This window comes from Thalassotalea sp. G2M2-11 (genome assembly GCF_017168195.1).
Taxonomy (GTDB): Bacteria; Pseudomonadota; Gammaproteobacteria; order Enterobacterales; family Alteromonadaceae; genus Thalassotalea_E.
The window spans coordinates 1,054,161-1,079,269 of record NZ_JADNYL010000001.1; the positions used below are offsets into that span (position 1 = coordinate 1,054,161).

Annotated in this window: 21 protein-coding genes; 9 read left to right on the forward strand and 12 right to left on the reverse strand. The window is 40.4% G+C overall.

Annotated features, from left to right (window positions below):
• Nucleotides 1-58: 58 nt before the first annotated feature.
• The 5 genes from IV514_RS04520 to IV514_RS04540 all read right to left on the reverse strand — a co-directional run bounded on the left by IV514_RS04520 (nt 59) and on the right by IV514_RS04540 (nt 3,768).
• On the reverse strand, nt 59-457 hold the full coding sequence (locus IV514_RS04520) for a CBS domain-containing protein (protein WP_206483696.1): 399 nt from the start codon (nt 455-457) through the stop codon (nt 59-61).
• Nucleotides 454-804: a P-II family nitrogen regulator gene (locus IV514_RS04525; RefSeq protein ID WP_206483697.1), complete on the reverse strand. Its 351-nt coding sequence runs from the start codon at nt 802-804 to the stop codon at nt 454-456. Before IV514_RS04525 ends, IV514_RS04520 begins: the two co-directional genes overlap by 4 nt.
• A gap of 5 nt (nt 805-809) precedes the next feature.
• Nucleotides 810-1,589 carry a DUF1538 domain-containing protein gene (locus IV514_RS04530; RefSeq protein ID WP_206483698.1) on the reverse strand — a complete coding sequence of 260 codons (780 nt, stop codon included), beginning with the start codon at nt 1,587-1,589 and terminating at the stop codon, nt 810-812.
• 1 nt (nt 1,590) lies between these two features.
• On the reverse strand, nt 1,591-2,331 hold the full coding sequence (locus IV514_RS04535; RefSeq protein WP_206483699.1) for a DUF1538 domain-containing protein: 741 nt from the start codon (nt 2,329-2,331) through the stop codon (nt 1,591-1,593).
• A 162-nt stretch (nt 2,332-2,493) separates the two neighbouring features.
• Entirely contained in the window at nt 2,494-3,768 is a 1,275-nt protein-coding gene (locus tag IV514_RS04540; RefSeq protein ID WP_346776895.1) for an FAD-dependent oxidoreductase, read from the reverse strand.
• Between the two features lie 202 nt (nt 3,769-3,970).
• On the opposite strand from IV514_RS04540, the gene IV514_RS04545 reads away from it, so the two are divergent.
• The 6 genes from IV514_RS04545 to IV514_RS04570 all read left to right on the forward strand — a co-directional run bounded on the left by IV514_RS04545 (nt 3,971) and on the right by IV514_RS04570 (nt 10,497).
• Complete coding sequence (locus IV514_RS04545) at nt 3,971-4,885, forward strand: dihydrodipicolinate synthase family protein (protein WP_206484025.1); 915 nt, start codon at nt 3,971-3,973, stop codon at nt 4,883-4,885.
• A gap of 71 nt (nt 4,886-4,956) precedes the next feature.
• Complete coding sequence (locus tag IV514_RS04550) at nt 4,957-5,970, forward strand: 4-hydroxyproline epimerase (protein ID WP_206483700.1); 1,014 nt, start codon at nt 4,957-4,959, stop codon at nt 5,968-5,970.
• 42 nt (nt 5,971-6,012) lie between these two features.
• Nucleotides 6,013-7,533 carry an aldehyde dehydrogenase (NADP(+)) gene (locus IV514_RS04555; RefSeq protein WP_206483701.1) on the forward strand — a complete coding sequence of 507 codons (1,521 nt, stop codon included), beginning with the start codon at nt 6,013-6,015 and terminating at the stop codon, nt 7,531-7,533.
• A 114-nt stretch (nt 7,534-7,647) separates the two neighbouring features.
• Nucleotides 7,648-8,331, forward strand: a complete 684-nt coding sequence (locus IV514_RS04560) for a GntR family transcriptional regulator (RefSeq protein WP_206483702.1) — start codon at nt 7,648-7,650, stop codon at nt 8,329-8,331.
• A gap of 226 nt (nt 8,332-8,557) precedes the next feature.
• Nucleotides 8,558-10,114 carry a SulP family inorganic anion transporter gene (locus tag IV514_RS04565; protein WP_206483703.1) on the forward strand — a complete coding sequence of 519 codons (1,557 nt, stop codon included), beginning with the start codon at nt 8,558-8,560 and terminating at the stop codon, nt 10,112-10,114.
• Between the two features lie 77 nt (nt 10,115-10,191).
• A complete protein-coding gene (locus tag IV514_RS04570) occupies nt 10,192-10,497 on the forward strand; it encodes a DUF1289 domain-containing protein (protein WP_206483704.1) in 306 nt (101 codons plus the stop codon).
• A gap of 11 nt (nt 10,498-10,508) precedes the next feature.
• On the opposite strand, the gene IV514_RS04575 is transcribed toward IV514_RS04570, so the two are convergent.
• Complete coding sequence (locus IV514_RS04575) at nt 10,509-11,222, reverse strand: transporter substrate-binding domain-containing protein (protein ID WP_206483705.1); 714 nt, start codon at nt 11,220-11,222, stop codon at nt 10,509-10,511.
• Between the two features lie 219 nt (nt 11,223-11,441).
• On the opposite strand from IV514_RS04575, the gene fahA reads away from it, so the two are divergent.
• Nucleotides 11,442-12,764: a fumarylacetoacetase gene (gene fahA, locus IV514_RS04580; RefSeq protein WP_206483706.1), complete on the forward strand. Its 1,323-nt coding sequence runs from the start codon at nt 11,442-11,444 to the stop codon at nt 12,762-12,764.
• A 661-nt stretch (nt 12,765-13,425) separates the two neighbouring features.
• Nucleotides 13,426-15,975: a TonB-dependent receptor gene (locus IV514_RS04585; protein WP_206483707.1), complete on the forward strand. Its 2,550-nt coding sequence runs from the start codon at nt 13,426-13,428 to the stop codon at nt 15,973-15,975.
• 75 nt (nt 15,976-16,050) lie between these two features.
• Here IV514_RS04585 and IV514_RS04590 read toward each other — a convergent pair whose 3' ends face one another.
• Nucleotides 16,051-17,298 (reverse strand): multifunctional CCA addition/repair protein, encoded by a 1,248-nt coding sequence (locus tag IV514_RS04590; protein ID WP_241242169.1) that lies wholly within the window; start codon nt 17,296-17,298, stop codon nt 16,051-16,053.
• Between the two features lie 86 nt (nt 17,299-17,384).
• On the opposite strand from IV514_RS04590, the gene IV514_RS04595 reads away from it, so the two are divergent.
• Nucleotides 17,385-18,965, forward strand: a complete 1,581-nt coding sequence (locus IV514_RS04595) for an AAA family ATPase (protein WP_206483708.1) — start codon at nt 17,385-17,387, stop codon at nt 18,963-18,965.
• Between the two features lie 11 nt (nt 18,966-18,976).
• On the opposite strand, the gene IV514_RS04600 is transcribed toward IV514_RS04595, so the two are convergent.
• The 5 genes from IV514_RS04600 to leuA form a co-directional block, all read right to left on the reverse strand.
• Nucleotides 18,977-20,197, reverse strand: coding sequence for an HD-GYP domain-containing protein (locus IV514_RS04600; protein ID WP_206483709.1), 1,221 nt, complete (start codon nt 20,195-20,197; stop codon nt 18,977-18,979).
• A gap of 81 nt (nt 20,198-20,278) precedes the next feature.
• The gene (gene leuD / locus IV514_RS04605; protein WP_206483710.1) at nt 20,279-20,875 is read right to left on the reverse strand and encodes a 3-isopropylmalate dehydratase small subunit; all 597 of its coding nucleotides are present in this window, start codon (nt 20,873-20,875) and stop codon (nt 20,279-20,281) included.
• A gap of 10 nt (nt 20,876-20,885) precedes the next feature.
• Nucleotides 20,886-22,295, reverse strand: a complete 1,410-nt coding sequence (leuC, locus tag IV514_RS04610) for a 3-isopropylmalate dehydratase large subunit (protein WP_206483711.1) — start codon at nt 22,293-22,295, stop codon at nt 20,886-20,888.
• Between the two features lie 2 nt (nt 22,296-22,297).
• A complete protein-coding gene (gene leuB, locus IV514_RS04615) occupies nt 22,298-23,401 on the reverse strand; it encodes a 3-isopropylmalate dehydrogenase (RefSeq protein ID WP_206483712.1) in 1,104 nt (367 codons plus the stop codon).
• 60 nt (nt 23,402-23,461) lie between these two features.
• Nucleotides 23,462-25,015 carry a 2-isopropylmalate synthase gene (gene leuA / locus IV514_RS04620; RefSeq protein WP_206483713.1) on the reverse strand — a complete coding sequence of 518 codons (1,554 nt, stop codon included), beginning with the start codon at nt 25,013-25,015 and terminating at the stop codon, nt 23,462-23,464.
• Between the last annotated feature and the right edge of the window lie 94 nt (nt 25,016-25,109).

Consider the following 25,109-nt stretch of genomic DNA (forward strand, 5'->3'; position numbering starts at 1 on the left):
TGAATATCGATAAGCCACGTTAAAGCTAGAATGTGGCTTATCTTTTGCTGTTCATGTCTTATTCAATTATTTGAGAGAGCACCATATCGGTATAATCTACCATGCCAATGATTTGATGGTTATCCATCACTGGTGCGGTATGTAAGCCAAAACGTTCGAATAACCTTGCACAATATCGTACATCCATATTGGAGGGTACTGTAATCACCGGCTTGGCCATGATTTCGTAAAGGTTTACTCGTTCTGGAGAGCGATTTTGGGCAATCACTTGTTTAGCTATGTCGGCTAACATTACAATGCCGTATTCATCATGTTCGTCGCGTTTATTAATGATTAATGCTTTAACTTTATGCTTTTTTGCAAGCTTTATCCCTTCTAAAACGGTGAGCATACCATCAGCAAATTGATAGCAATTGTTTGTCATTGCATCTTTTACTTGAATTAATTTATGGCTCATAACTCTTCCTCAACTTTACCTTTTAATCTATCAACTTGGTGGGCAACACCCACTGCGTCTTCCACATCAATTTGAATAGCAATTCCTTTACCCGGCTCATCATCAAAATCGGCTACTTTCGCAATACGCTCCAATACTTTTCTTGATAAATGCTTCTCAACGACAAAGAGTAAGACATCTCTTTGTGTTTCAAGTTGCATACCAAAGAATGTTCGTTGGCGTTTGATCCCTTCGCCCCGTGCATTATTGATGATAGTGGCACCCGTTGCACCAGCTCTTCTGGCTTCTTTCATAACCGCTTCTGTTACATTGTCATCAACAAAAGCAATGAGTAATTTAAATTGCATATTGTTTACCTTTTTTTGTATTTACGATGTTCGGTTTTAGTTTGGGTTATTTGAGCATACGCCATAACGGCAATTATCGGAAATAGGCTAGCAAATGCGATCAAACCAAAACCGTCAATTAATGGGCTTCTGCCTTCAATGGTACTGGCTAGCCCTAATCCTAATGCAGCAACAAGTGGTACTGTTACTGTTGATGTTGTGACGCCCCCTGAGTCATAAGCAAGAGGAACAATAAGCTTGGGACAAAACATGGTTTGGATAACGACCACCACATAGCCGGCAATGATGTAGTAATGAATTGGGTGGCCTGCCACAATGCGAAAGCTTCCTACCGAAATACCAATTGCGACCCCTATTGCAACAGAGATCCTTAAGTTGTTCGCATGAATTGCTCCACCTGAGACTTCTTCAGCTTTTAATGCAACGGCAATAAGTGACGGTTCGGCAATTGTGGTGCTAAAGCCTATGGCGGCGGCAAAAATATAAACCCAAGTATAATCAGTCCAATTAATGGCCGCTGATGTTGATTGTTCTGATAAAATAAAGCTTGGATCTGTTAATTGTTGCGCCATCATTTTCCCTAAAGGAAACAATGCTTTTTCTAGACCTAGTAAGAATAGTGCTAAACCGATCAACACATAAAGAAAACCAAATCCCACCTGTTTAACTTTGGGAATTGGCTTACGGATGACGACTAGTTGAAACACCAACAAGATGGATATTATCGGGAGGACATCAGTGACGGTTGCTTTTAATGTAGCGAAAAATTCGAGTAATAAATTCATATCAGCCTCCGATCGCCATACCATAAGCCATGACAAATATCATCGGAGTAAGTGAAGCGAAGGCAATTAAGCCAAAACCATCGATCATCGGGTTTCTCCCTTTGATGGAAGACGCTAATCCTACACCTAGTGCTGTCACTAAAGGGACAGTAATCGTTGAGGTGGTTACTCCACCAGAATCATAAGCGATACCAATGATCCATTTAGGGGCTAAGGCGGTCATTAATACTACCATGGCATAGCCACCCATTATTAGGTAGTGGATTGGCCAGCCTTTAATAATACGTAACACACCTATGACAATGGCAAAGCCAACTGAAAAGGCCACGGTAAGGCGTAAGCCGTCTCCATAACTTTCTTTGACTTGTTCGTTATTTTCAATGATGCCGCCGTTGGCAGCAACTACTGCAGCTTCTTTTGCAACCGCGATCAGCGAAGGTTCAGCGACTGTTGTTCCAAAACCTAAACAAAAAGCGAAGGTTAATAACCACCAAATACTACCTTTGCGAGCAAAGGCTTGAGCCATAGACTCTCCAATAGGGAACAGGCCCATTTCAAGACCATAAATAAAGAAGGTTAACCCTAGAACGACGAGCATGAGGCCGATAAAAACATCGGATAAATTAGGTAGCGGTTGTTGCAAAATTAAAATTTGAAAAAAAGCAATAACCAAGATAATCGGGAGTAAGTCTTTACAACTTCCCAACAGTGCTTTAAAAAAAACAATGAATTGAGCCTGCATAACTCCCTTGTAAATCAACAGTTAAAGATAATTTTTCTTGTTATTTATATGAAATGCATAGCATATTCAATCTCAAGTCTACCTTGTTAACGCTAGTCATTTATTGATACTTGTCAATGAATATCAGCTTTATCGAGTAAAGATCAACACGCCCTGATCATTTTATCTCAATGACTTGTTGAAACGAGTTAAACAAAAAGGGGTAATATCAACATCGGTTTGTTGTCCTGAAACAATTTGCCCAATCAGTTTACCTGTAATGGCGCCAAGTGTCAGACCTAAGTGCTGATGACCAAGGGCTAAACTAATATTATGATGTTTAGGGGCTTTTCCTATCACAGGTAAAGAATCAGGCAGAGATGGTCTACATCCCATCCAAGCGTTCTCATTGGGTTGGGTAGGAGATGATAGACCTTGGATGATATGTTGTGCATGTTGGAGCAACATAGTGGCTCGTCGCATATTTGGCTTTTGTGACAGGCTAGCAAATTCTGCCGTACCCGATAGACGCAATCCGTGTGACATAGGTGTGATGATAAAACGCCTTTCAGCAGACGCTACTGGCCGAGAGAGCTTATTTAGCGTTTGTGCGTTTAAATCTAAACTATACCCGCGCTCAGCGATTAATGGCAGTTTGTAGCCGAGTTTAGCCAGTATTGATGTTGACCAAGCGCCAGTAGCAATCACGATTTGATCAAACTTATGTGTGTGTTGTTTATCACTGACTGCCACGTAATTGCTGTGATGAATTATATCATTGACGTCAAATTGCTGGAACTGACACCCTAACGACAAGGCATAATTGGCCAAGCATTGACTTAAAACAAGAGGATTAATGGTGTGGCCGACATCGGTGAAATGTAACGCATAGCGGATGTTAGGGCTTAAGTTGGGTTCTAACATTAAGGCTTGCTCACGCGTTAACAGTGATACTTTAACATTCTGTGCTAAGTAACTTTGTTGTATTGCGGTTATTTGTGTCAGTTCGGTGTGTTCAAATACTAATAAGCTGCCATTTTGTGAAAATAAATGCTGAGCGTTTGCGGCTTGTAACAATGGCTGGTAATAAGCAAGGGCTCGTTCATTCAAACTACGTAGTGCTTTGGTATTACTAAGCCGTTGTTTGTTGAACATATTGGCAAGGAATTGCATAAACCAAGGTAATGATTTAGGTAAATACTTTATCGATAATGAAATAGGTCCGAGCGGATCGAGTAACATTTTCGGTAGTTGTGTTAATAACTTAGCATCAGCCATTGGAAATACTTGCTCTGTGGCAAAGTGACCCGCATTCCCCTTTGAACATGCTTGTCCTATGCCTGTTTTATCAAGAAGCGTTACTTGATAACCCCGCTGCTGCAATTCAATCGCACAATTTATTCCGATGATACCGGCACCAATAACGGCGACCTTGTTGTTTGACTGCATGTTGCTCATTGACTATTTCCTAAGAATATTCTTATTTAACCCATTAATATTAAGGCGTTAACTTTGTTTTAGATGCTGCTGTTTAGCCATGAATATAATTGATGACTAAATAACTCTTGTACGAATTTAAATATTGTATACAATATTTAATATATTTTCTACGGTGTTTTAAAATACACCATTCACTTAATAACAGCGGTATAAATAAATGATGAATGTTAATTGGCAAGGTGTTTACCCAGCAGTCACAACTCAATATCACGACGATATGTCTGTCAACTTAGAAGCAACACAGCACATGGTTGATTCACTGATAAAAGAAGGTGTCGATGGGATCATTGTCTTAGGTACGGTAGGCGAGAACTGTTCTCATACCCAAGAGGAGAAAAAAGCAATTTTGATTGCAGTAAAGGAAGTGGTTGCAGGACGTGTGCCTTTAATATCGGGGGTGGCAGAAACAACGACACAGTTTGCCATTGACTATTCGAAAATGTGTGAACAACTTGGTATTGACGGTTTAATGGTACTGCCCGGCATGGTCTATCGTTCAACTGAAGCGGAAGCAATAGCACATTATCAACAAATAGCGCGGCAATGTGGCTTACCAATAATGATTTACAATAATCCTGTGACTTATGGTGTGGATGTTTCTATTGATGGTATGCGAATTTTAGCCGAAGAACCTAATATCGTTGCTGTTAAAGAGGCAACGGAAGATACCCGCAGAGTCTCTGAATTATTTGCCGCTTTTGGCGATCGATTTATCGTCTTTGGTGGTGTTGATGATATTGCGCTTGAAAGCTTAATGCTAGGTTGTACCGGTTGGATTTCAGGATTAACCAATGTTTTTCCGCAAGAGTCCGTGGCAATTTATAAGTTAGCCAGAGAAGGGCGTTTTCAAGAGGCACTAGAAATCTGGCGTTGGTTCTTACCTTTGTTGCGTTTAGATACCATCCCAACCTTAGTGCAATGTATTAAGTTTTGTGAGCAATTAGCAGGTAGAGGCAGTGAAGTGACACGTGCTCCACGTATGCCACTTGTGGGATCAGAGCGTGAACGTGTTGAACAGCTATATAATCAAGCAATGGCGACGCGTATTGACTTAGCTAAGTTCAATTTGGATTAACCCTTGTTGGTTAGTGAGTTAGCTTGCTCGGCAATGGGCAAGCAATAACTTGGTATAACCGAGGTAAATGTATGATCAAAGGTACGTTTTTTTGTATTGATGCCCATACCTGTGGTAACCCTGTTAGGTTAGTGACAAGTGGTCATCCAAATCTCAAAGGGGATACGATGAGTGCAAAACGTCAAGACTTTATCAACCATTTTGACTGGATCAGGCGAGGTTTAATGTTTGAGCCTCGTGGTCACGATATGATGTCTGGGGCGTTACTTTACCCGCCTTGTAGTGAAAATGCTGATGCGGCGATTTTGTTTATTGAAACGTCTGGCTGTCTGCCGATGTGCGGTCACGGCACTATTGGTACAGTGACCGTGGCGCTTGAAGCCGGATTATTAAGCCCGAAAATACCTGGAAGGTTAGTGTTGGATGTACCCGCAGGTCAAATCAAGGTCGATTATCAAATGTCCGCAGGTAAAGTCACAGCGGTGAAAATTTACAATGTAGCCGCATTTTTAGCCCACCAAGATATTGAGTTAACAATTCCAGGGTTAGGCTCACTAACCGTTGATGTGTCATATGGCGGCAATTTTTACATTATTGTCGATCCGCAAGTCAATTTTCCTGGGATTGAACAGTGGTCTGCCAATGATATTTTACATTGGAGTCCGATCGTGCGCAGCGTGGTGCAAAAATCACTTGAATGTATTCACCCTGAAGATCCTACGGTGCATGGTGTGAGCCATGTACTTTGGACAGGGCAGCCACAAGCAGTTGGTTCAGATGGTGCCAATGCTGTGTTTTACGGAGACAAAGCAATCGATAGATCGCCTTGTGGTACAGGAACGAGCGCACGAATGGCGCAACTTTTCGCTAAAGGTAAGTTGAGGCTTGGTGATAGTTTTACTCATGAAAGCTACATAGGGAGTCAATTTGTTGGCAAAGTGGAACAAGTAATCGAAATAGCAACACCACAAGGAGTGATTAATGCGATCAAACCTAGTATACAAGGCTGTGCACAAGTTTTTGGCCGTAACTGTATCACGATTGATGATGATGACCCCTATGCACTGGGTTTTATCGTTCAGTAAATATAAGCATAAAATGAAGAATAACGTTAAGAGAGAGATAACATGACGATTTCTGGAAAAAATTTAATTGCAGGGGAGTGGTCGGGAGATTTAACAGCCGGTTTTTCTGCCACAGATGCGATTCGTAATCAAGCAATGAAGGAAGTATTTGCACAAGCTAGCAAAATCGAAATTAGCCACGCGATAGAGCGTGCAGATCAGGCATTTGTCAGCTATAGCCAGCTACCAGCAACAGCTCGAGCAAGTTTTTTACGAACGATAGGTGAGCAAATTATTGCTATTGGGGATGAGTTAATTGACATGGCGTGTGCTGAGACCGGTTTACCTGCATTGAGAATTCAATCAGAACGTGGCCGAACGGTGGCTCAGTTGGGGTTGTTTGCCAACTTGCTTGAGCAAGGAGAATATCAAGGGGTGATTGATGTTGCTGATATGAATCGTCAGCCAGTGGCGAAACCTGATACTCGTCTAGGTTATTTACCATTAGGGGTTGTGGCGGTTTTTGGCGCGAGTAATTTTCCACTGGCATTTTCTACAGCCGGTGGTGATACCGCATCGGCATTAGCGGCTGGTTGTCCGGTGATCATGAAAGCACATGATGCTCACCCCGGTACATCAGAACTAGTTGCTCAGGCAATTAGTCGAGCGATCACGCTTTGTGGAATTGATGCAGGTGTTTTTTCATTAATTCAGGGCAAAAACTACCAGATTACCAGCCAAATTATTATGGACCCTTTAGTTAAAGCGGTTGGTTTTACTGGTTCTCAGCGTGTCGGTATGATCCTACAACAGCAAATTCATCAGCGAGAAGAACCTATCCCATTTTATGGTGAATTGGGCAGTGTTAACCCGCAATTTATTTTGCAAGATAAAATGGCAAATGATGGCAGAATATTAGCACAAGAACTGGTTGCATCACTAATCATGGGACAAGGGCAGTTTTGTACGAGTCCTGGTATATGGGCGTATATTACTCATGAGAGTTGTTCAACTTTTGAGCTGTCAGCGAGTGAAGCGATTCAGGCAACAACTGCCGGAGTGATGCTGACTCCTGAAATTGCTAATAGCTATAAACAAGCGGTTGCAACATGGCAAAACATTGACGGCGTTGAGCTGTTAGCAAAGGGGCAAGCTGATAAGACTCATTTTTGTCAAGCAGCGTTATTTGCCACAGACTTAGCAACATTCAAAGCAAATAAATCATTACAAATCGAAGTCTTCGGGGCATGTGCATTAATGTTACGCTTGAAAGATCAGCAAGAAATGATGGAATTGATTTCCTTACTTAAAGGTAATTTAACCGCTAGTATTCATGCGACTGACAATGATAGTGAACAAAGTCACGCGATAAGTATGGCACTTGCTCACAAGGTCGGGCGATTGATTTATAATCAAATGCCTACAGGGGTGGAAGTGTGTGCCTCAATGAATCATGGTGGCCCTTTTCCGGCTTCAACAGATTTACGTACAACTTCTGTTGGAAGTGAAGCGATCAAGCGTTTCCAACGTCCTATTTGTTATCAAAATATGCCAAAAGAACTATTGCCAGCACAGTTACAATAATATTGGAAAAGGGTATTAGTTCATAAAAGGAGCTATTTGTAATCGCTCCTTTTTTTTAAAGATTAAATGCTTATAATGGTTGCCAATGTAATAGGTTGTAATTTGGTATGATGGATGAGCATAGTTTATAAAACACGCACCCAATTAGTGGTTGAAACGTTAAGAGAAAAGATCCTTAATGGTGCGATCAAGGCTGGACAACCTTTGCGTCAGGCGGCATTAGCGAATGAGTTGAACGTTAGTCGTATTCCTATTAGAGAAGCGCTCTTGCAGTTAGAAGCGGAAGGGCTGGTTGCATTTGAACCACATAAAGGAGCTACTGCAACAGAGTTAAATATTGAACAAGTTGATGAACTGTTTGAATTAAGAGCGATGCTTGAAGCGGAATTATTGGCAGCGTCAATACCGAACTTATCTGATGAAAAACTTGATGAAGCCACAGCCATCTTAACAAAACTTAATCAGTCACTTGGCAAAGAAAATGCGGCGAATACTTGGAGTGAATTAAACTCTAGTTATCATAATTGTTTATATTCAGGTGCTGACAGACCACAGACGAAAGATTTAGTGAATACACTTAATAAGAATGCCGATCGTTATATTCGTATGCATTTATTATGGGCTGGTGGCATCTCTAAAGCGGAATCTGAGCATAATGAGTTATTAGCTCTGTGCAAACAAAAAAATATTGAAAAAGCCGTTGCCTTAATGAAACAGCATATTTTAGGCTCTCGTGATGAAATTAAAGAATTTTTATATCAGAGAGAAAAGACAACTCAGCAAGCATCATCAAATTAACCGTTTTCTATCTGAGATATTTTTATAGTTTTATCAGGTAGTTATATACTACTCTATCCTTGGTTAATGTTTGAACATTATTGACATTTGTCGTAAAAATCTATAGTATTCGCGGCTTTTTATCATTGAGTGATTTTCACTCAATTTCTTCTATGATTAAGTGTAAATACTTAATATCAAACAGCTAAGTGTGAATTTAGCTAATAACCAACTACGTGAGAGCAGAATGTTTGAATTACGTGCCAGTAAAACTGGTAATTTGAAAAATGATGTATTATCTGGCTTAACGGTCGCCTTGGCATTAGTGCCTGAAGCTGTTGCCTTTGCCTTCGTGGCTGGAGTGGAGCCGCTTGTTGGTTTATACGCTGCATTTATGGTTGGCTTAATTACCTCTATTTTAGGCGGTCGTCCAGGTATGATTTCAGGTGCCACTGGCGCAATGGCTGTGGTCATGGTTAGTTTAGTCGCTGTGCATGGCGTGCAATATTTATTTGCTTGTGTGGTGTTAACGGGGGTACTGCAAATTCTGGCAGGCGTCTTTAGGCTTGGTAAATTTATTCGTTTAGTGCCTCATCCGGTGATGCTCGGGTTTGTTAATGGCTTAGCTATTGTTATTTTCTTAGCTCAGCTAGGGCAATTTAAGGTGACCAATGCTGCTGGAGAGCTAACTTGGATGCAAGGCGAGCAACTCTTTACCATGATTGGTTTGATTGTGTTGACTATGGCTATCATTCATTTATTGCCAAAGTTAACAAAAGCAGTCCCTTCTTCTCTTGTTGCCATTATTGTTGTAACTGTATTAGTCCAAAGCTTGAACTTAGATGCTCGTACAGTGGTCGATTTTGTTCGAGATATGACAAACGATCCGAGTGCTTCAATAGCTGGTGGCCTTCCGCAATTTGCTATCCCTAATGTACCTTTTAATCTTGAAACCTTAAAAATTATTTTCCCATATGCGTTAATTTTGGCGGCAGTCGGTTTGATTGAATCCTTACTTACCTTAACGTTAGTGGATGAATTAACCGGTACTCGTGGTCGGGGTAATAAAGAATGTGTTGCTCAAGGCACTGCTAATACTGTCAATGGTTTTTTTGGTGGTATGGGTGGTTGTGCCATGATTGGTCAATCAATGATTAATGTGAACTCTGGCGGTCGCGGGCGTGCGTCAGGTATAACCGCTGCATTAGCATTACTTGGTTTTATCTTATTTGCTTCTGGATTAATCGAGTTGATCCCATTAGCCGCATTAGTTGGTGTGATGTTTATTGTGGTGATCGGTACATTTGAGTGGTCAAGTTTTCGAATCTTGCACAAAGTTCCCAAATCAGATGCTTTTGTTATTGTATTGGTTTCCGGTGTCACTGTTGCGACAGATTTAGCCATCGCTGTTGTTGTCGGCGTGATAGTTTCTGCCTTAGTGTTTGCGTGGGAGCATGCAAAACATGTCAATGTTCTTAGAAGTATCAATGAGCAAGGTTCAACGGTATACGACGTGAATGGACCACTGTTTTTTGGTTCGGTAACTCACTTTTTAGATCAATTTGATATTGAAAATGACAGTGATGACATTATCGTGGAGTTTAGAAATTCACGTGTTGCCGATCACTCGGCAATAGAAGCAATAGACACGCTTGCTGAGCGATACTTGAACAAAGGGAAAACCATGCACTTAAGGCATTTAAATACTGAGTGTAAGCAGTTACTTACCAAAGCCGGTAGCCTTGTTGAAATAAATTTAATTGAAGACCCTGATTATCATATCGCAACAGATAAATTGGCTTAAGCTGAATTAATCAGTATAAAATAAGCCTATAGGTTATAGTTAATGTATAGGCTTTCTTTCTTGGCTTAAGGTTTACCATGCAGTTAGAGTTTTTTGATGTTCCAAGCCCTTGTATCGGCATTTGTCAGTCGGACGAAAAAGGGTATTGTAAAGGTTGCTATCGCACACGTGAAGAGCGCCAAAATTGGATTAATTTAGCATCAGATGACAAACAGAAAGTGATCAAGCGTTGTATTCAACGACGCAAACGAAAAGAAGGCAAGGTTAAACCTAAGCAAGAGCAAGCAACGGTTGAGATCAAGCAACCTTCCTTATTAGATCCTCCTAGTAAAGTAAGTCATTCAAATTCATCCGACATGGATTTTGGTGATTTTGAGCTGTAATAGCGCTTTATTTACGGCTGCTTAATTTGTTTAAAGGCAGCTTGTAGTTGTTTTACTGTAGCTAATGGTGTCTCTAAACTCGCCGCTAGATAGAGTGGGTAAGTATTGATACAAAAATTTGTTTGTATCAAACTTTTAATGTCCGTTCCCAGATTGCTCAACTGATAATAAAACACTTCTTTCGAATGAATGATAAAGTCAACCCTTTGATGGTTGAGTAATTTTATTGAATGAGCAACGGACTCGGCATCAAGTAAATTCTGATAATTACGATAACCTTGATTTGCTAAAATTTGTTTAGTATGGCTGTCTCGCTGCGTGGCAACTCTGTATTGCTGCATTTGATCAAGTGTGTTGACTGCGTTTAATTCAGAAGCGCTTTTTAGCGAAAAGGCGCAAATTTGTGTGTCAGAAAGTTTACCAATCCAGTGAAACATTTTTTCTCTAAATTCAAGCCTGGCTAGTGAAAAAATAAGCACATTCGCTTGGTTTAAAGCAATATGATAAGCACGGTTCCAAGGTAAAAATTCTATTTGTTTTTCTAGTGCTACTTTGTTAAGTAATTGTTTTACTTGTTCACTATTGATGCCTTGTGCGGATTTACCGTCGGAATAGTTATAAGGGGGAAACTCTTCTGTAAGAATAGTGAGTTGCTTAAGATCAGATCGTGCAACCGTAGGCAATGACAGCATTACTAACAAAAGTAGTGAACGGATAAAAAGCAAAATAAGCCCCTGATGTTTGACCTTAATTAGTCAGTATAGAAGAAGCTATGCTGCAGTGTAAATATATTAGTGCAACAATATGTTGACAGTATAGCGAGGCATGATTTGTAATAATTTAGCGTTTAATCATGAGCTTGATATAATATCGTTATTATTTTTTGCGTGTTTTATGATGACTTTAAAGCATCATACACGCCAAACTTGGAGTATTTTTCGCTAATGTCTAACCATTCTTTGCTAAATGAAACTCATGATCCCCAATTAACAAGTTGGGTTGAGTCGGCTAATGTACCGGGTAATGAGTTTCCGATCCAGAATTTACCTTTTGCTATTTTTCGTGTGAAAGGCTCATCAGAAAACTTTCGTGGTGGGGTAGCTATCGGTGATCAAGTGCTCGATTTAGCAGCAGCGCAAGCTAGCGGTATTTTTGAAGGCATTGCTCAACAAGCGTTAGCAGCTTGTTCAAAAGATCAGTTAAATGATTTTATGGCAATGGGAAAAGAAGCTTGGAGCAGTTTACGTGCGGCGTTATCAAAAGCGTTAGCTGTAGGCTCTTCCGCTCAGGCACAATTAACAAATTGCTTAGTAGTGCAAGCCGATGTTGAATATGCACTGCCATGTCGTATTGGTGACTACACTGATTTCTATACATCAATTCATCACGCGACTTCTGTTGGTAAGAAATTTCGCCCTGATAACCCGTTATTACCTAATTATAAATGGGTTCCTATCGGCTATCATGGTCGTGCTTCATCTATTGAAGTTTCGGGGGGGAGTTTTAAGCGTCCGAAAGGGCAAACTAAAGCACCTACGGCAACTGAACCGTCATTTGGGCCGTGTAAGCGTTTAGATTATGAGCTTGAAGTCGGTATATTTGTGGGACAAGGGAATGACTTAGGTTCGGCTATTACAATTGATAAAGCAGAAGATCATGTTTTTGGTTTATGTTTATTCAATGATTGGTCAGCTCGCGATATTCAAGGCTGGGAATACCAACCTTTAGGTCCATTTTTGTCAAAAAGTTTTGCATCAACAATTTCACCTTGGATTGTTACTACAGAAGCATTAGCACCGTTTAAATCTTCTTGGACACGTGATGAAAATGATCCACAGCCAATGCCATATTTAGAGTCCGAGCAAAATCGTGCGCTTGGTTCATTTGATATTGAATTGCAAGTGTATCTTGAAACAGAAAAAATGCGCGCCAATAGCGAAGCTGCGGTGAAGCTTTCTCAGTCAAACTTTAATGATTCATACTGGACCGTTGCTCAAATGGTTACACATCACACTGTTAATGGCTGTAATTTACGTGCTGGCGATATGTTCGGTAGTGGTACTCAATCTGGTCCAAAACCTGAAGAGGCTGGTTCATTATTAGAGCTTTCTAATGCGGGCTCTGAACCTGTAAGTTTGCCAAATGGAGAAACGCGTACATTCTTAGAAGATGGCGATAATGTCATTATGAAAGGTTACTGTCAAAAAGCAGGTGCTGTGAGTATTGGCTTTGGCTTAGTTGAAGCGAAAGTACTTCCAGCAGAATAACGACAATATAATAACGGTAAAAGGGCTTGTATCTACAAGCCCTTTTTTGATCTTAATGGTTGATAAGTAAGATTGAAGTCAGCATAAATTTGAAGCAAAAATTGCATAACTATGCAGCAGCCAATTTGCTATTTTCGGTCATTTTACCGGTATTTTTTGCGATAAATAGACAAAAAGTTACGATAAATGGTCTTGTAAATTTTTTATGTTGTTTATTTTTTGTTAATTCTTTATGTGGAAAAAGTTGCAGGTGAAAAAAAGTTCCAATTAGTTTTATAGTTTTTTGGTCTTGCTTTTAGCTTTTTAATTCCTTTTGGTTATGTTTGGCGTTGGTTAATATTATGAATAATGTTGGAGGATGGTACAAGTCAATAAAGCCAGAGCTTTCATTTTGTCTGGTTGTTGCTTTAAATAAGTGCATAAACCTTGCTTGAAAAATAAATTGCCTCTAGTAAAAACTTACTGTTAAAACCATTTCTACAGGTTAGTGACTGCCATTTGCACACTGAGTTGGCTACTTGTAAAGCCTTGATTGCTGTTTTATAACTAAATTAGCTGAATTGCTTATACGCTATGCGTTTAAGTGCTCCAGCATAATTATAAAAATAATAAAAAAATTTAATAATTTTAAATTTTATTTAAATCTAGGAAGGTATAAAACATGTCTAATAAATTTCGTGCAGCTACGTTAGCCCTTGCTGTGGGCGTTGCCTTAGGTACTGCACCTGTCTATGCTCAAGATGAAACTGGCGCTGAAAAAGAAGTTGAACGTATTGCTGTTGTGGGTACGCGTTCTGCTCCTCGTTCAGTGGCGGAATCTCCAGTACCTATTGATATTGTAGGAGCTGACGAGCTAGGTAGAAGTGCTTCAAGTGATATGCTCGATCAATTACAAAGTGCAGTACCATCATTTAATGTGCGCCAACAACCTATTAGTGATGCTGCAACTTTAATACGTCCAGTTAACTTACGAGGTCTGTCATCCGATAGTACGTTAGTGTTATTGAACGGTAAACGTCGTCATCGTGCCTCGGTTATTGCTTTCCAAGGTGGTGGAGTCAATGATGGGGCACAAGGTCCTGATATCTCAGTAATACCAAGTATTGCTCTAAAACAAGTAGAAGTACTTCGTGATGGTGCAGCGGCGCAATATGGCTCTGATGCGATTGCCGGTGTAATGAACTTTGTTCTAAAAGATGATGCTGATGGTGGTTCAATCTCTGTTAAACATGGTGAGTACTATGAAGGCGATGGTACATCCACAATTGTTGACGGTAATTTAGGCTTACCATTTAGTGATGATGGCTTTGTAAATTTAAGCTTTCAATTAAAAAATGCCGATGCTACTAGTCGCAGTGTACAACGTCCTGATGCACAAGCGTTAATTGATGCGGGTAACACAGCTGTACCTGATCCTGCGATGATCTGGGGTAATCCTGAAATTAAAGATGATATTACCATTTTTGCCAATGCGGGTCTTGACTTGGGTGATGATAAAGAGTTTTACATGTTTGGTAACTACTCAGAGCGTGATGCAGAAGGTGGCTTCTATTATCGTAACCCGCATAACCGTAGTAATGTTTTCTCAATCGATGGTGGTGAAACACTGTTAATTGGGGATGTTGCACAAGCAATGGGAGCTGAGCGGACTTGTGCAGTGGTACCTGCGGATGTACCAAATGTTTTGAACACTCAAGCGTATCAGGACATGGTGGCCGATCCTAATTGTTTTGCCATGAACCAGTTGATGCCAGGTGGTTATACGCCAAGATTTGGCGGAAATATTACTGATACTTCATTTACCGCTGGTACGAAAGGTGAAGTGAAATCGGGCTTTTTAGACGATTGGTTTTATGATATCAGCGGCTCGGTCGGACGTAATGCGTCGACATTTTTATTGAAAAATACACTAAACCCTTCACTTGGCTTAGAAACACCGTTTGATTTTAAAACCGGTGGATATACTCAATTAGAGAAAGGTTTTAACCTTGATTTAGTTAGAGAAGTTGAAGTAGGTTTATATTACCCAATCAATGTGGCTGTTGGTGCTGAATGGCGAGAAGAAAGCTTTGAAATCACTGCAGGTGAGGAAGCATCATGGAAAGCAGGTCCGTATGCTGCACAAGGCTTTAATATTGGTTCCCATGGTTTTAAAGGTTTTGGCCCTGAAGCTCAAGGTATTGATGTAAGACGTAGTGTTGGTTTATATGGTGATGTTGAAGCACAAGTTACTGAGGCATTGTTACTTGGTGGTGCCTTGCGTTATGAAGACTTCACATCATTTGGTGATACCTTAAATTATAAACTAACTGCCCAATTCACAGTTTCTGATGAATTATCATTACGTTTATCACATAGCACTGGCTTTAGAGCACCAACCGTTGGTCAAGCAAATGTGGTGAATACGGCTACTTCATTGGTTGAAGGTGAGTTAATTCAAAGCTTTTTAGCGCCACCAACCAATCCATTATCGGCATTTTATGGTGGTAAAGAATTAGAGCCTGAAGAGTCAGTCAGTTATGCAGCAGGTTTTGTTTATAACTATGAAGATTTCTTCATGACGGTTGATTACTACAATATTGAAGTGACTGATCGTATCGCACAATCAAGTCAAATTGATGTTGAGCCAGAAGATTATGATGCACTTCGAACGGAAGGTGTGAAGAATCCTGAATTGATTTCTGCGGTGACTTACTTTGCTAATGACTTTGATACCACAACACAAGGTATTGATTTAGTTGCTAACTATTCAATGAATTTATTTGATGGAGATACTCAGCTGAGTCTTGCGTACAACTGGACAGATACAAAAGTTGATTCATTTAATCCATTGACGACTAACCAAGGTAAAATTGACCGTTTAGAAGATGGTATGCCAGATCATCGTGCAACCTTTACTGTTGCGCAGACATGGGAAGATGTCAGCATGTTCCTTCGTGCGAACTATTTTGGTGAGTACTATGCAACTCATGCAGACGGTACCTCACCAGAAGAATCAGAAATGGCGGATGCTGCAGTGACTTTTGATGCTGAAATCAGTTATTTCTATAGTGATGCATTAACTTTCTCGGCAGGTGCGATGAACATCTTTGACCAAGAAGCACAAAAGCTACAAGCGGTGAATAACTGGAGTGGTGCTATTTACTACGAAAGTGGTCCGTTTGATTACAATGGTGGTTACTACTACTTAAAAGCAAGCTATAACTTTTAATTGTTAAGTTAACTATTAAAAACCACGCTAATTAGCGTGGTTTTTTTTGCCTGTATGATGTGAAATGAATTACCCCTAATTCAACGAAGTAATCTGCTCGTTAATAAGCGCAAGTCTGGCGTTAGTTATTGCGGACTTTATCGCCTTTCCTGTTAAACCTTGTTCAACGTATGTTTTTGCTGAGACTTGATTACATTGTAAAAGCAACTCGTTTAACATATTGAATGGTGTGCTGTCAGTACGCTCACCTTGTGTTAATACCGCTTGCTCAGCCTGACATACCATTAAAAAATCGTTAAAAAAATCAGGTTTTCGCCAGGCATCTAAGTGATCAAATAAGCTTAATATGTCGCTTGCACTCAATTGTGATAACTGATTAAGCTTTTCATGATGTTGCTGACACTTAGTTGCAAGCAATTTAGGGGCGTTAGGGAGTTTTAGTTTGCCTGTGATGTTATTTTGTTGTTCACCTGACTGCTGATGAGCCATATATAAGCATAAGCAAGCAAAACGGATACTAGTGTTGTCTGAGAGTTTGACTGCTTGTTGTAATAACGCTAAAGAAAGCTCGGCGAGTGATTGATATTTTTGAGTATCTTGAGCCTTGGTATGCCATAAATTTGATAATGCAGGCCAAATCTCATGCAAAGCTCCACAGTGCTGTAAAATCTTGAAAAATACCTCTGGATTTTTCTCGCCTAACGCACGCTCTAATTCTTTCCAGATACGCTCCCCTGATAAACTTGATAATTCGCCACTAGCGCTTATTTTTTTCATTAATTCCATGGTTTCTTCGGCAATACTAAAGCCTAAATAATGATAGCGGGCAGCAAATCTAGCCACTCTTAGCACACGAAGAGGATCTTCACAAAATGCTGAAGATACATGGCGAAGCACTCTGTTTTTTAAGTCATGTTGACCATTGTAAGGGTCAATAATGGCACCATCACTTGTTTGAGCCATGGCATTAACTGTTAAATCTCGGCGCAGAAGATCTTGCTCTAAGGTAACATCTTCCGCACTATGACAAATAAATCCTGTATAGCCATGGCCTTGTTTTTTCTCAGTACGTGCAAGTGCGTACTCCTCTTTAGTTTCAGGGTGTAAAAACACGGGAAAATCTTTGCCAACTTGATTAAAGCCTAAGCTCAGCATTTGTTTAACATTGCTTCCTACAACCACATAGTCTCGTTCAATCACTTTACGATCTAATAGCTGATCTCTGACGGCACCACCGACTAAAAAAACATTGATGGTTTGATTTATTTGCTCATTATTCATGGTCATTATTGATAAAGCTGATATTAGAGAAAAGTTTATCATAAGTTTACTTTGAACTGCTCGATACTTTGACTTCTTAAAGCTAACAAGGTAATTTCGAGCAGTCTTTTAGTTATCTTAGAAAAGTAATGTATTTTGCATATTTTGGCTTAAGTGAAGCGCCATTTTCAATTGCCCCAGATCCAGCGTATTTATTTATGAGTGATCGTCATCGTGAAGCTTTAGCTCATCTAAGTTATGGGCTGGGTGATAATGGTGGGTTTGTTTTGTTAACCGGGGAGGTGGGTACCGGGAAAACCACCATCAGTCGAAGTGTGATGGAAAAACTACCTGAGAATACACAAGCGGCCTTTATTTTAAACCCCACCTTATCTTGTGAAGAATTATTAGCAACAATATGTGATAACTTAAAAGTTCGCTATAAAAAAACAGGCGCTACGCTTAAATATTTAACCGATAAAATTCAAGAAAAACTACTGAAAAATCATCAAAATAATATTAATACTCTATTGATCATTGATGAAGCGCAGCACCTGCAACCGCAAGTACTGGAACAACTTAGATTGCTGACTAATCTGGAAACAAACACTAAAAAATTGTTACAAGTGATCTTAATTGGTCAACCGGAGTTGCAGCAATTATTGCAACGAAGAGATCTGCGTCAATTAGCCCAGCGTATTACTGCCAGATACCATTTACTGCCGTTAACTAAGGATGAGCTTAGCCAATATATTCAACATCGTTTGTCTGTGGCGCAATGTACCCGAGCATTATTTAATCAGGGCGCTATTAAGCAATTACATAAGGTGTCGAAAGGGATCCCTCGTGTGATTAATTTATTGTGTGATCGAGCATTAATTTTAGCGTATGGGCAAAATGCTTCTGTTGTTAATGCAGCGATTGTCAGAAAGGCGGCTGAGGAAGCCTTAGGTGATGAGTATCAAGATAAAAGCTTTATCTTAAGCCCCGTATTTTATGGCATTCTAGCGGGTCTGTTATTACCGTTAATTATTGCTGGTGGTTATTGGCTTGGCTATAGCCTTTATGCAAGTAATAGTCATGATGATTTGGCTCAGCTTGATATTGACAAGCCACTACCTTCGGTAGCCGCTAAGCAAGCGTTAAGTCAGCCAGAGCCCCCTAAAGAGGGGCAACAGCTAAAAGCAGAACAGAGCCAAAAAGCTCAGCCACAAGAAATTAGTGAACAATTAACGCCTAGTAGCTTAGCTGATAACACTAAGCTTGCGAAACAACCAAATGAGCAAGTAAAAGCGATTGAGCAGCAACCGAGTATTGTCGGTTATCAACCTGAAAAGTTAATTGAGAAAAACGATACAGAGTTTGAACTTGTGGCAAACGAAGGGGTTTCTGAAGATTTATTGGAGCGCTTTAAAGCAGCAGTAAATGAAACTAAACAAGCAGATAATAATACAGCTTTTAGTGCAGACTCTGATAGTAATATTACTGATGATGAAATAAAACCTATTCACCAAATGCCACCGTCATTGCAGAATCAATTACCGCGGTTGCAATTTGAAATGCATATTTATGCCACTGAAGGGCAAGCCTGGGTTAGAGTTAATGGTACCGATCGCTTTGAGGGAGATATGATCGCCCAAGGTGTGATGTTGGCTGCGATTTTACCACAACAAGTTGTGCTGGAGTTTGAAAATCAACGTTTTACTATGCCAGCATTATCGAGTTGGTAGCATTGGCATGCTTAATCGATAAATGCAGTTTTAAAAAACTTAAGTAAGTTGATATTAAAATCTTCAGGCCTGATACAACAATCGATCTGATCTTTGTACTTTGATTGTGCCAGATTGATCTCTTCAATCGGAATTGCTTGGCTAAGTCGAGTGTTATAGAACACTTTAACATAAGGATGTAATGGTTTTTTCTTGTTTAATTGACTGATCAAACCGAGTTTACCGCTGTTTAATTTGACTAAGGTACCAACCGGATATACGCCAATACATTGAATAAACTTTTCCACAAGCTCTTCATCATATTGGCTTGGAGCATCGGAAATGAGGGTTTTAAACGCAGAAATAGGAAATATGCTTTTCTTATAAGGGCGTTCACACGTTAGTTTGTCGTAAGTATCAACAATAGCGATCATACGACCGTATTGAGATATTTCATTCGCTTTTAATGCTTGAGGGTAACCTGAACCATCTAAACGTTCGTGATGCTCACGCACCATGCGCATCGCAATATGAGAAATCTCAGGACTGTCTTCTAAGAGTTTTAATCCAACGGCAACATGGCTATTGGCTATTTTTGTTTCTTGAGCTGTGAGCGCCGTGCGTTTGTAGAGTATTTCTTTTGGGATCAATACTTTACCTATATCATGAAGAAAAGCACCTAAGGTGAGCTGTTCGATAATACGGCGCTCAATGGCTAAATGCTTGGCAAAAACTGACATTAAAATGGCGCAATTAAGAGAATGTTCCAGTAAGTAAGAATCTTTACTTTGTATGCGAGTTAAACAGGTTAATGCATCTTGATTTCTAAATACTGAATCAACTACGGCATTAGTTGTTTCACCAATTCCTTCAATTTTAAGCGATTTATTGAGTTTGACAGATTCTATAATTTTACTCTGTAGTGCTTTGCCGTCTTGATATAAACGATTAGCTTGTTTTATTTCTTGATCTATATGGATCTTTGGCTGTTGTTTTACAGGCTTAGCTCTGCTGGTGGAGATATCAGCAAGTACGCGATCAACTTGCTCTGCGGGTTTTTCTTTGTTTGGGTCTACAACAACTTTGACAATATTAGCATTTACTAGTTGATTAATAGATTGTTGGTCACTGATATAGCCTTCTGAGGAGATAGTGATGCCTTGATCGTCTATGACAGACATTACATACATACCCAGTTTAAGTTGTTTTATATCCAGAGTTTTTAGATTGTTTTCCGCGTTTGCATTTGTCATTTTATCACTCAAGTAAATAAGCGGTAACTTTTTGATACTACTAACGTAAAGTTACCACTTAATCCTTGTTTGAGCGAATTTTTATTGCCATGCAGGCAGTTGAGCTTCAAATGCTTCAATTTTCGCTAGCTTTTTCAATGTCCAGCCGACACTATCAATGCCTTGTTCAAGACAGTATTGATGAAACTCTCCTAAAGAGAAAGAATATTCAATATCGTCACCAATCACTTTGTTATTGGTCAAGTCAATCGTTAGCGTTACGTCACCTTGTTGGCATTTATCAAATAAGGTATTAATTTGCTGGTCAGTTAATTTGACTGGCACGATACCTATGTTGATACAATTGCCATAAAAAATATCAGCATAACTGGGGGCAATAACGACTTTAAAGCCAAACTCTTGGATGGCCCATGGCGCATGCTCACGACTAGAACCACAACCAAAGTTTTCTCGAGCCAATAAAATACTTGCCCCTTGATATTGTGCTTGATTAAGAACAAAGTCGGGATTTTCCTGTTTCCCTTCGTTATCTAAATAACGCCAGTCATGAAATAAGTGTTGTCCGAAGCCGACACGTTCTGTTTTTTGTAAAAATTGCTTGGGGATGATTTGGTCGGTATCGACATTAGCAGCATCTAAAGGCGCAACTAAACCAGTGTGTGTAGTAAATTTATCCATTTGTTGCTCCTTATGCATTTAAATCGACAAAATGGCCGGTAATGGCAGCTGCGGCAGCCATTTCAGGACTGACTAAGTGAGTGCGGCTATCTCTGCCTTGGCGTCCGACAAAGTTTCGGTTTGAAGTTGAAGCACAGCGGTCACCGGGTTTTAATCTATCGTCATTCATCCCTAAACACATAGAACATCCTGGTAAACGCCACTCAAAGCCTGCTTTGATAAAGATTTGATCTAAACCTTCTTGCTCTGCTTGTTCTTTAACTCGATACGAACCAGGCACAACAATAGCAGTTACCTTATCGGAGCACTTCAAACCTTGGCGAGCAAAATGTTCAACAGTTGATGCTGCTGCCCGTAAATCTTCAATACGAGAGTTAGTACAAGAGCCAATAAACACATTATTAACTTGTACATCGGTTATTTTAGTGCCGGCGGTTAGCCCCATATAAGTTAATGCTTTCGCGCAAGAATCTTTCTCCACAGGATCGGAGAAATCATCAGGGGATGGGATGGTGCCATCAATTGCCATTACTTGACCAGGCGTGGTACCCCATGTCACTTGAGCTTTAATATCTTTTGCTTCAAGCGTGATCACGGTATCAAATTGTGCATCGTCATCTGATTTCAGTGTCTGCCAATCGGCAACGGCTTGTTGCCACAGTTCGCCTTTCGGGGCGTAATCCCTACCTTCAATGTAATCGAAGGTGGTTTGATCGGGAGCGATCAGACCAGCTTTGGCACCAAATTCTATACTCATGTTACAAACGGTCATGCGCTCTTCCATGGATAACGCTTGAATCGCTTCGCCACAATATTCAACGACATATCCTGTAGCGCCCGCGCTACCTGTTTTACCAATGATGGCTAAGATGATGTCTTTGGCACTTACCCCTTTACCGACTTGTCCTTTGACCTCTATTTTCATGGTTTTTGCTTTTGTTTGGCGCAACGTTTGGGTGGCAAAAACATGTTCAACCTCAGAGGTGCCAATACCAAAGGCTAAAGCACCAAAAGCGCCATGTGTGGCGGTATGCGAATCACCACACACAATGATAGTACCAGGTAAGGTTAAACCAAGCTCTGGTCCCATTACGTGAACAATGCCTTGGTTTTTATGCCCCATACCAAAAAGCTCAATACCGAATTCTTTACAGTTTTTCTCTAGGGTACGCAGTTGATTGGCAGCCCCTTCACCTGCGGCATTAATTTCGATAGAACGCGTGGAAATATTGTGATCCATAGTGGCAATAGTACGCTCAGGGTGACGTAATTTTCGGCCATGAAAGCGCAAGTTAGCAAATGCTTGGGGAGACGTCACTTCATGAATTAAGTGGCGATCTACATACAATAATGGCGTTTCTCCTGGCTTTTCTTCAATTAAGTGGCGTTGCCATAATTTTTCATACAAAGTGGTTGCCATGCTTATGCCTCCGAGATGTTTGATTGATTAATAAATTGGCAAATATAATCACCAACTTCTGTGGTTGTTTTTGCGTGAGCTCGTTGGTCATCAGCTAATAAATCTGCGGTTAATATGCCATTATCTAATGCTGATTCAACCGCATCTTCTACAAGCTTTGCAGCGCTGTCTTGATTTAAGCTATAACGTAACATTAGTGCGGCAGATAAAATTTGGGCAATTGGGTTCGCAATGCCTTGGCCTGCAATGTCAGGCGCACTGCCACCAGCGGGTTCATACATGCCAAAACCTTCAGAATTTAAGCTGGCAGAAGGTAATAATCCCATCGAGCCTGTGATCATGGCGCAAATATCAGACAAGATATCACCAAACAAATTAGGGCATAACATGACGTCGAATTGATTCGGATCTCGTACTAGTTGCATCGCCGCGTTATCTACGTATAAATGCTCATAACTCACATCAGGATAATCACTTGCCACTTCTTCGACGACTTGACGCCAAAGTTGTGAAGTTGCTAAAACATTGGCTTTATCAACGGAAGTGACTTTTTTATTGCGCTTTTGCGCGGCTTGAAAGGCTAAATGAGAAATACGTTTGATTTCTCGGCGTGAGTAAAGCATGGTATCAAAGCCGGTCTCGTCTTCACCTTCGCCGCGTCTGCCTTTCGGCTCGCCAAAATATATATCGCCAGTTAATTCTCGAATGACTAACACATCAAAGCCTTTTGCTGAAATATCTTGACGCAAGGTTGATAAATCCGCTAGTGCCGATTGTAAGGTGGCAGGGCGCATATTGCAGAATAAATCAAAATGACCGCGTAAACCTAATAACGCGCAACGTTCCGGTTGCTCGGTTGGTGGTAAGTTTGCCCATTTAGGGCCACCCACTGAACCAAATAAAATAGCATCACTTTGCTGACAGCCTGATAGGGTTTCTGGTGGTAGCGCGTTGCCATGGTTATCAATAGCGGCACCGCCAACATCGTAATCTGTGGTATTGATTTCTAGCTGAAATTTATCTGCGACAGCGGCTAGCACTTTTTTCGCTTCAGCCATGACTTCGGGACCAATTCCGTCCCCGGCTAATACTGCAATATTTGACATCTTATAACCTTTTTCCTTAAGCCGATAATTAACTTATATCAGCGGTGATTAATATAAATTCTATACTTGTGATTCTTTTTTCTGCTCTTTTATTTCAGCAATCGTTTGTGCGCGATGGATGCTATTTAAGCAATGAATTAGTGCTTGTCCTGATGCTTCGATAACGTCAGTGGCTAAGCCATAACCATGAAAGTTTCGTCCTTGCCATGCAACCACCAAATCGGCTTTACCTAAGCCATCTTCACCGGCACCTTTGTTGGATATTTTGTAATCGGACACTTCAAATTCAATATCAACCGCTTGCTTAATTGCTTGGTATAAACTGTCCACAGGGCCATTACCTGTGGCTGAGACGATTTGGCTGCTATCGCCTGAGATTAGTTTGATGCCAGCAGTGGCAAATTCACCAACACCACATTGCACATTCATGGTGGCTAAATGGTAATATTCTTGTTCACCTTGCTGTTGAATATTAAATAATAACGCTTCTAAATCGTCATCGAACACTTGGCCTTTTTTATCCGCTAATGCTAAGAAATCGTTATATAACTCTTCTAAGTTATAATCGCTTTCTTGATAACCTAAACTCTCCATACGATGTTTGATCACATGACGGCCACTTCGTGAGGTCAGGTTTAACTTAGTTTTTGCAATACCGACACTTTCTGGTGTCATGATTTCATAGGTATTAGCGGCTTTTAACATGCCATCTTGATGGATCCCAGATGAGTGACTAAAGGCATTGCTACCAACGATTGCTTTGTTAGGTTGCACTGGCATATTACATAATTGACTGACTAACTTAGAAGTACGCGCTATTTCTTGATGGTTAATTCCACTATTAACGCCTAATAAATCATGACGGGTTTTAATGATCATGGCGATCTCTTCTAAAGAACAGTTGCCTGCGCGTTCACCAATCCCGTTAATCGTCCCTTCTACTTGTCTAGCACCGGCTTGTACTGCTGCCATGGAATTTGCTACGGCTAAACCTAAGTCATTATGGCAATGGACAGAAATCACCGCTTGGTCAATATTCGGTACTCGGTTAAATAATTGGCTGATGATACCGCCAAACTCATTAGGAATGGTATAACCGACCGTATCGGGAATGTTGACTGTGGTTGCGCCTGCTTTAATGGCGCTTTCCACCATACGACATAAATTATCAATAGGGGTACGTCCGGCATCTTCACAGGAAAATTCAACGTCATCGGTGAACTGTCTGGCATATTTAACCGCATGAACCGCCATCGCTTCAACATCATCAAAGCCTTTACGTAATTTTTGCTGCACATGAACATCTGAGGTTGAAATAAAGGTATGAATACGAAACTGGTCGGCAACACTTAGTGCGTCAGCACAGGCTTTAATATCGGCTTCAACAGCGCGAGATAAGCCGCAAACAATAGAGTTTTTAACGGTTTTAGCAATAGCTTGTACCGATTGAAAATCTCCCGGTGATGACACTGGAAAGCCTGCTTCAATGATATCCACTCCTAACCGCTCGATAGCCTGGGCAATTTGTAGTTTTTCATGGACAGACAAACTTGCGGTTAATGCCTGTTCTCCGTCACGTAAAGTGGTATCAAATAATATGACTCGATTATCCATGTTGTATTCCTTCATTATTCGCTTAAATAGTTTCTTGCGAGCATAAAAAAACCCGCGGTGAGTAGCGCGGGTTTAGTTATTTTATCTTTGCTAT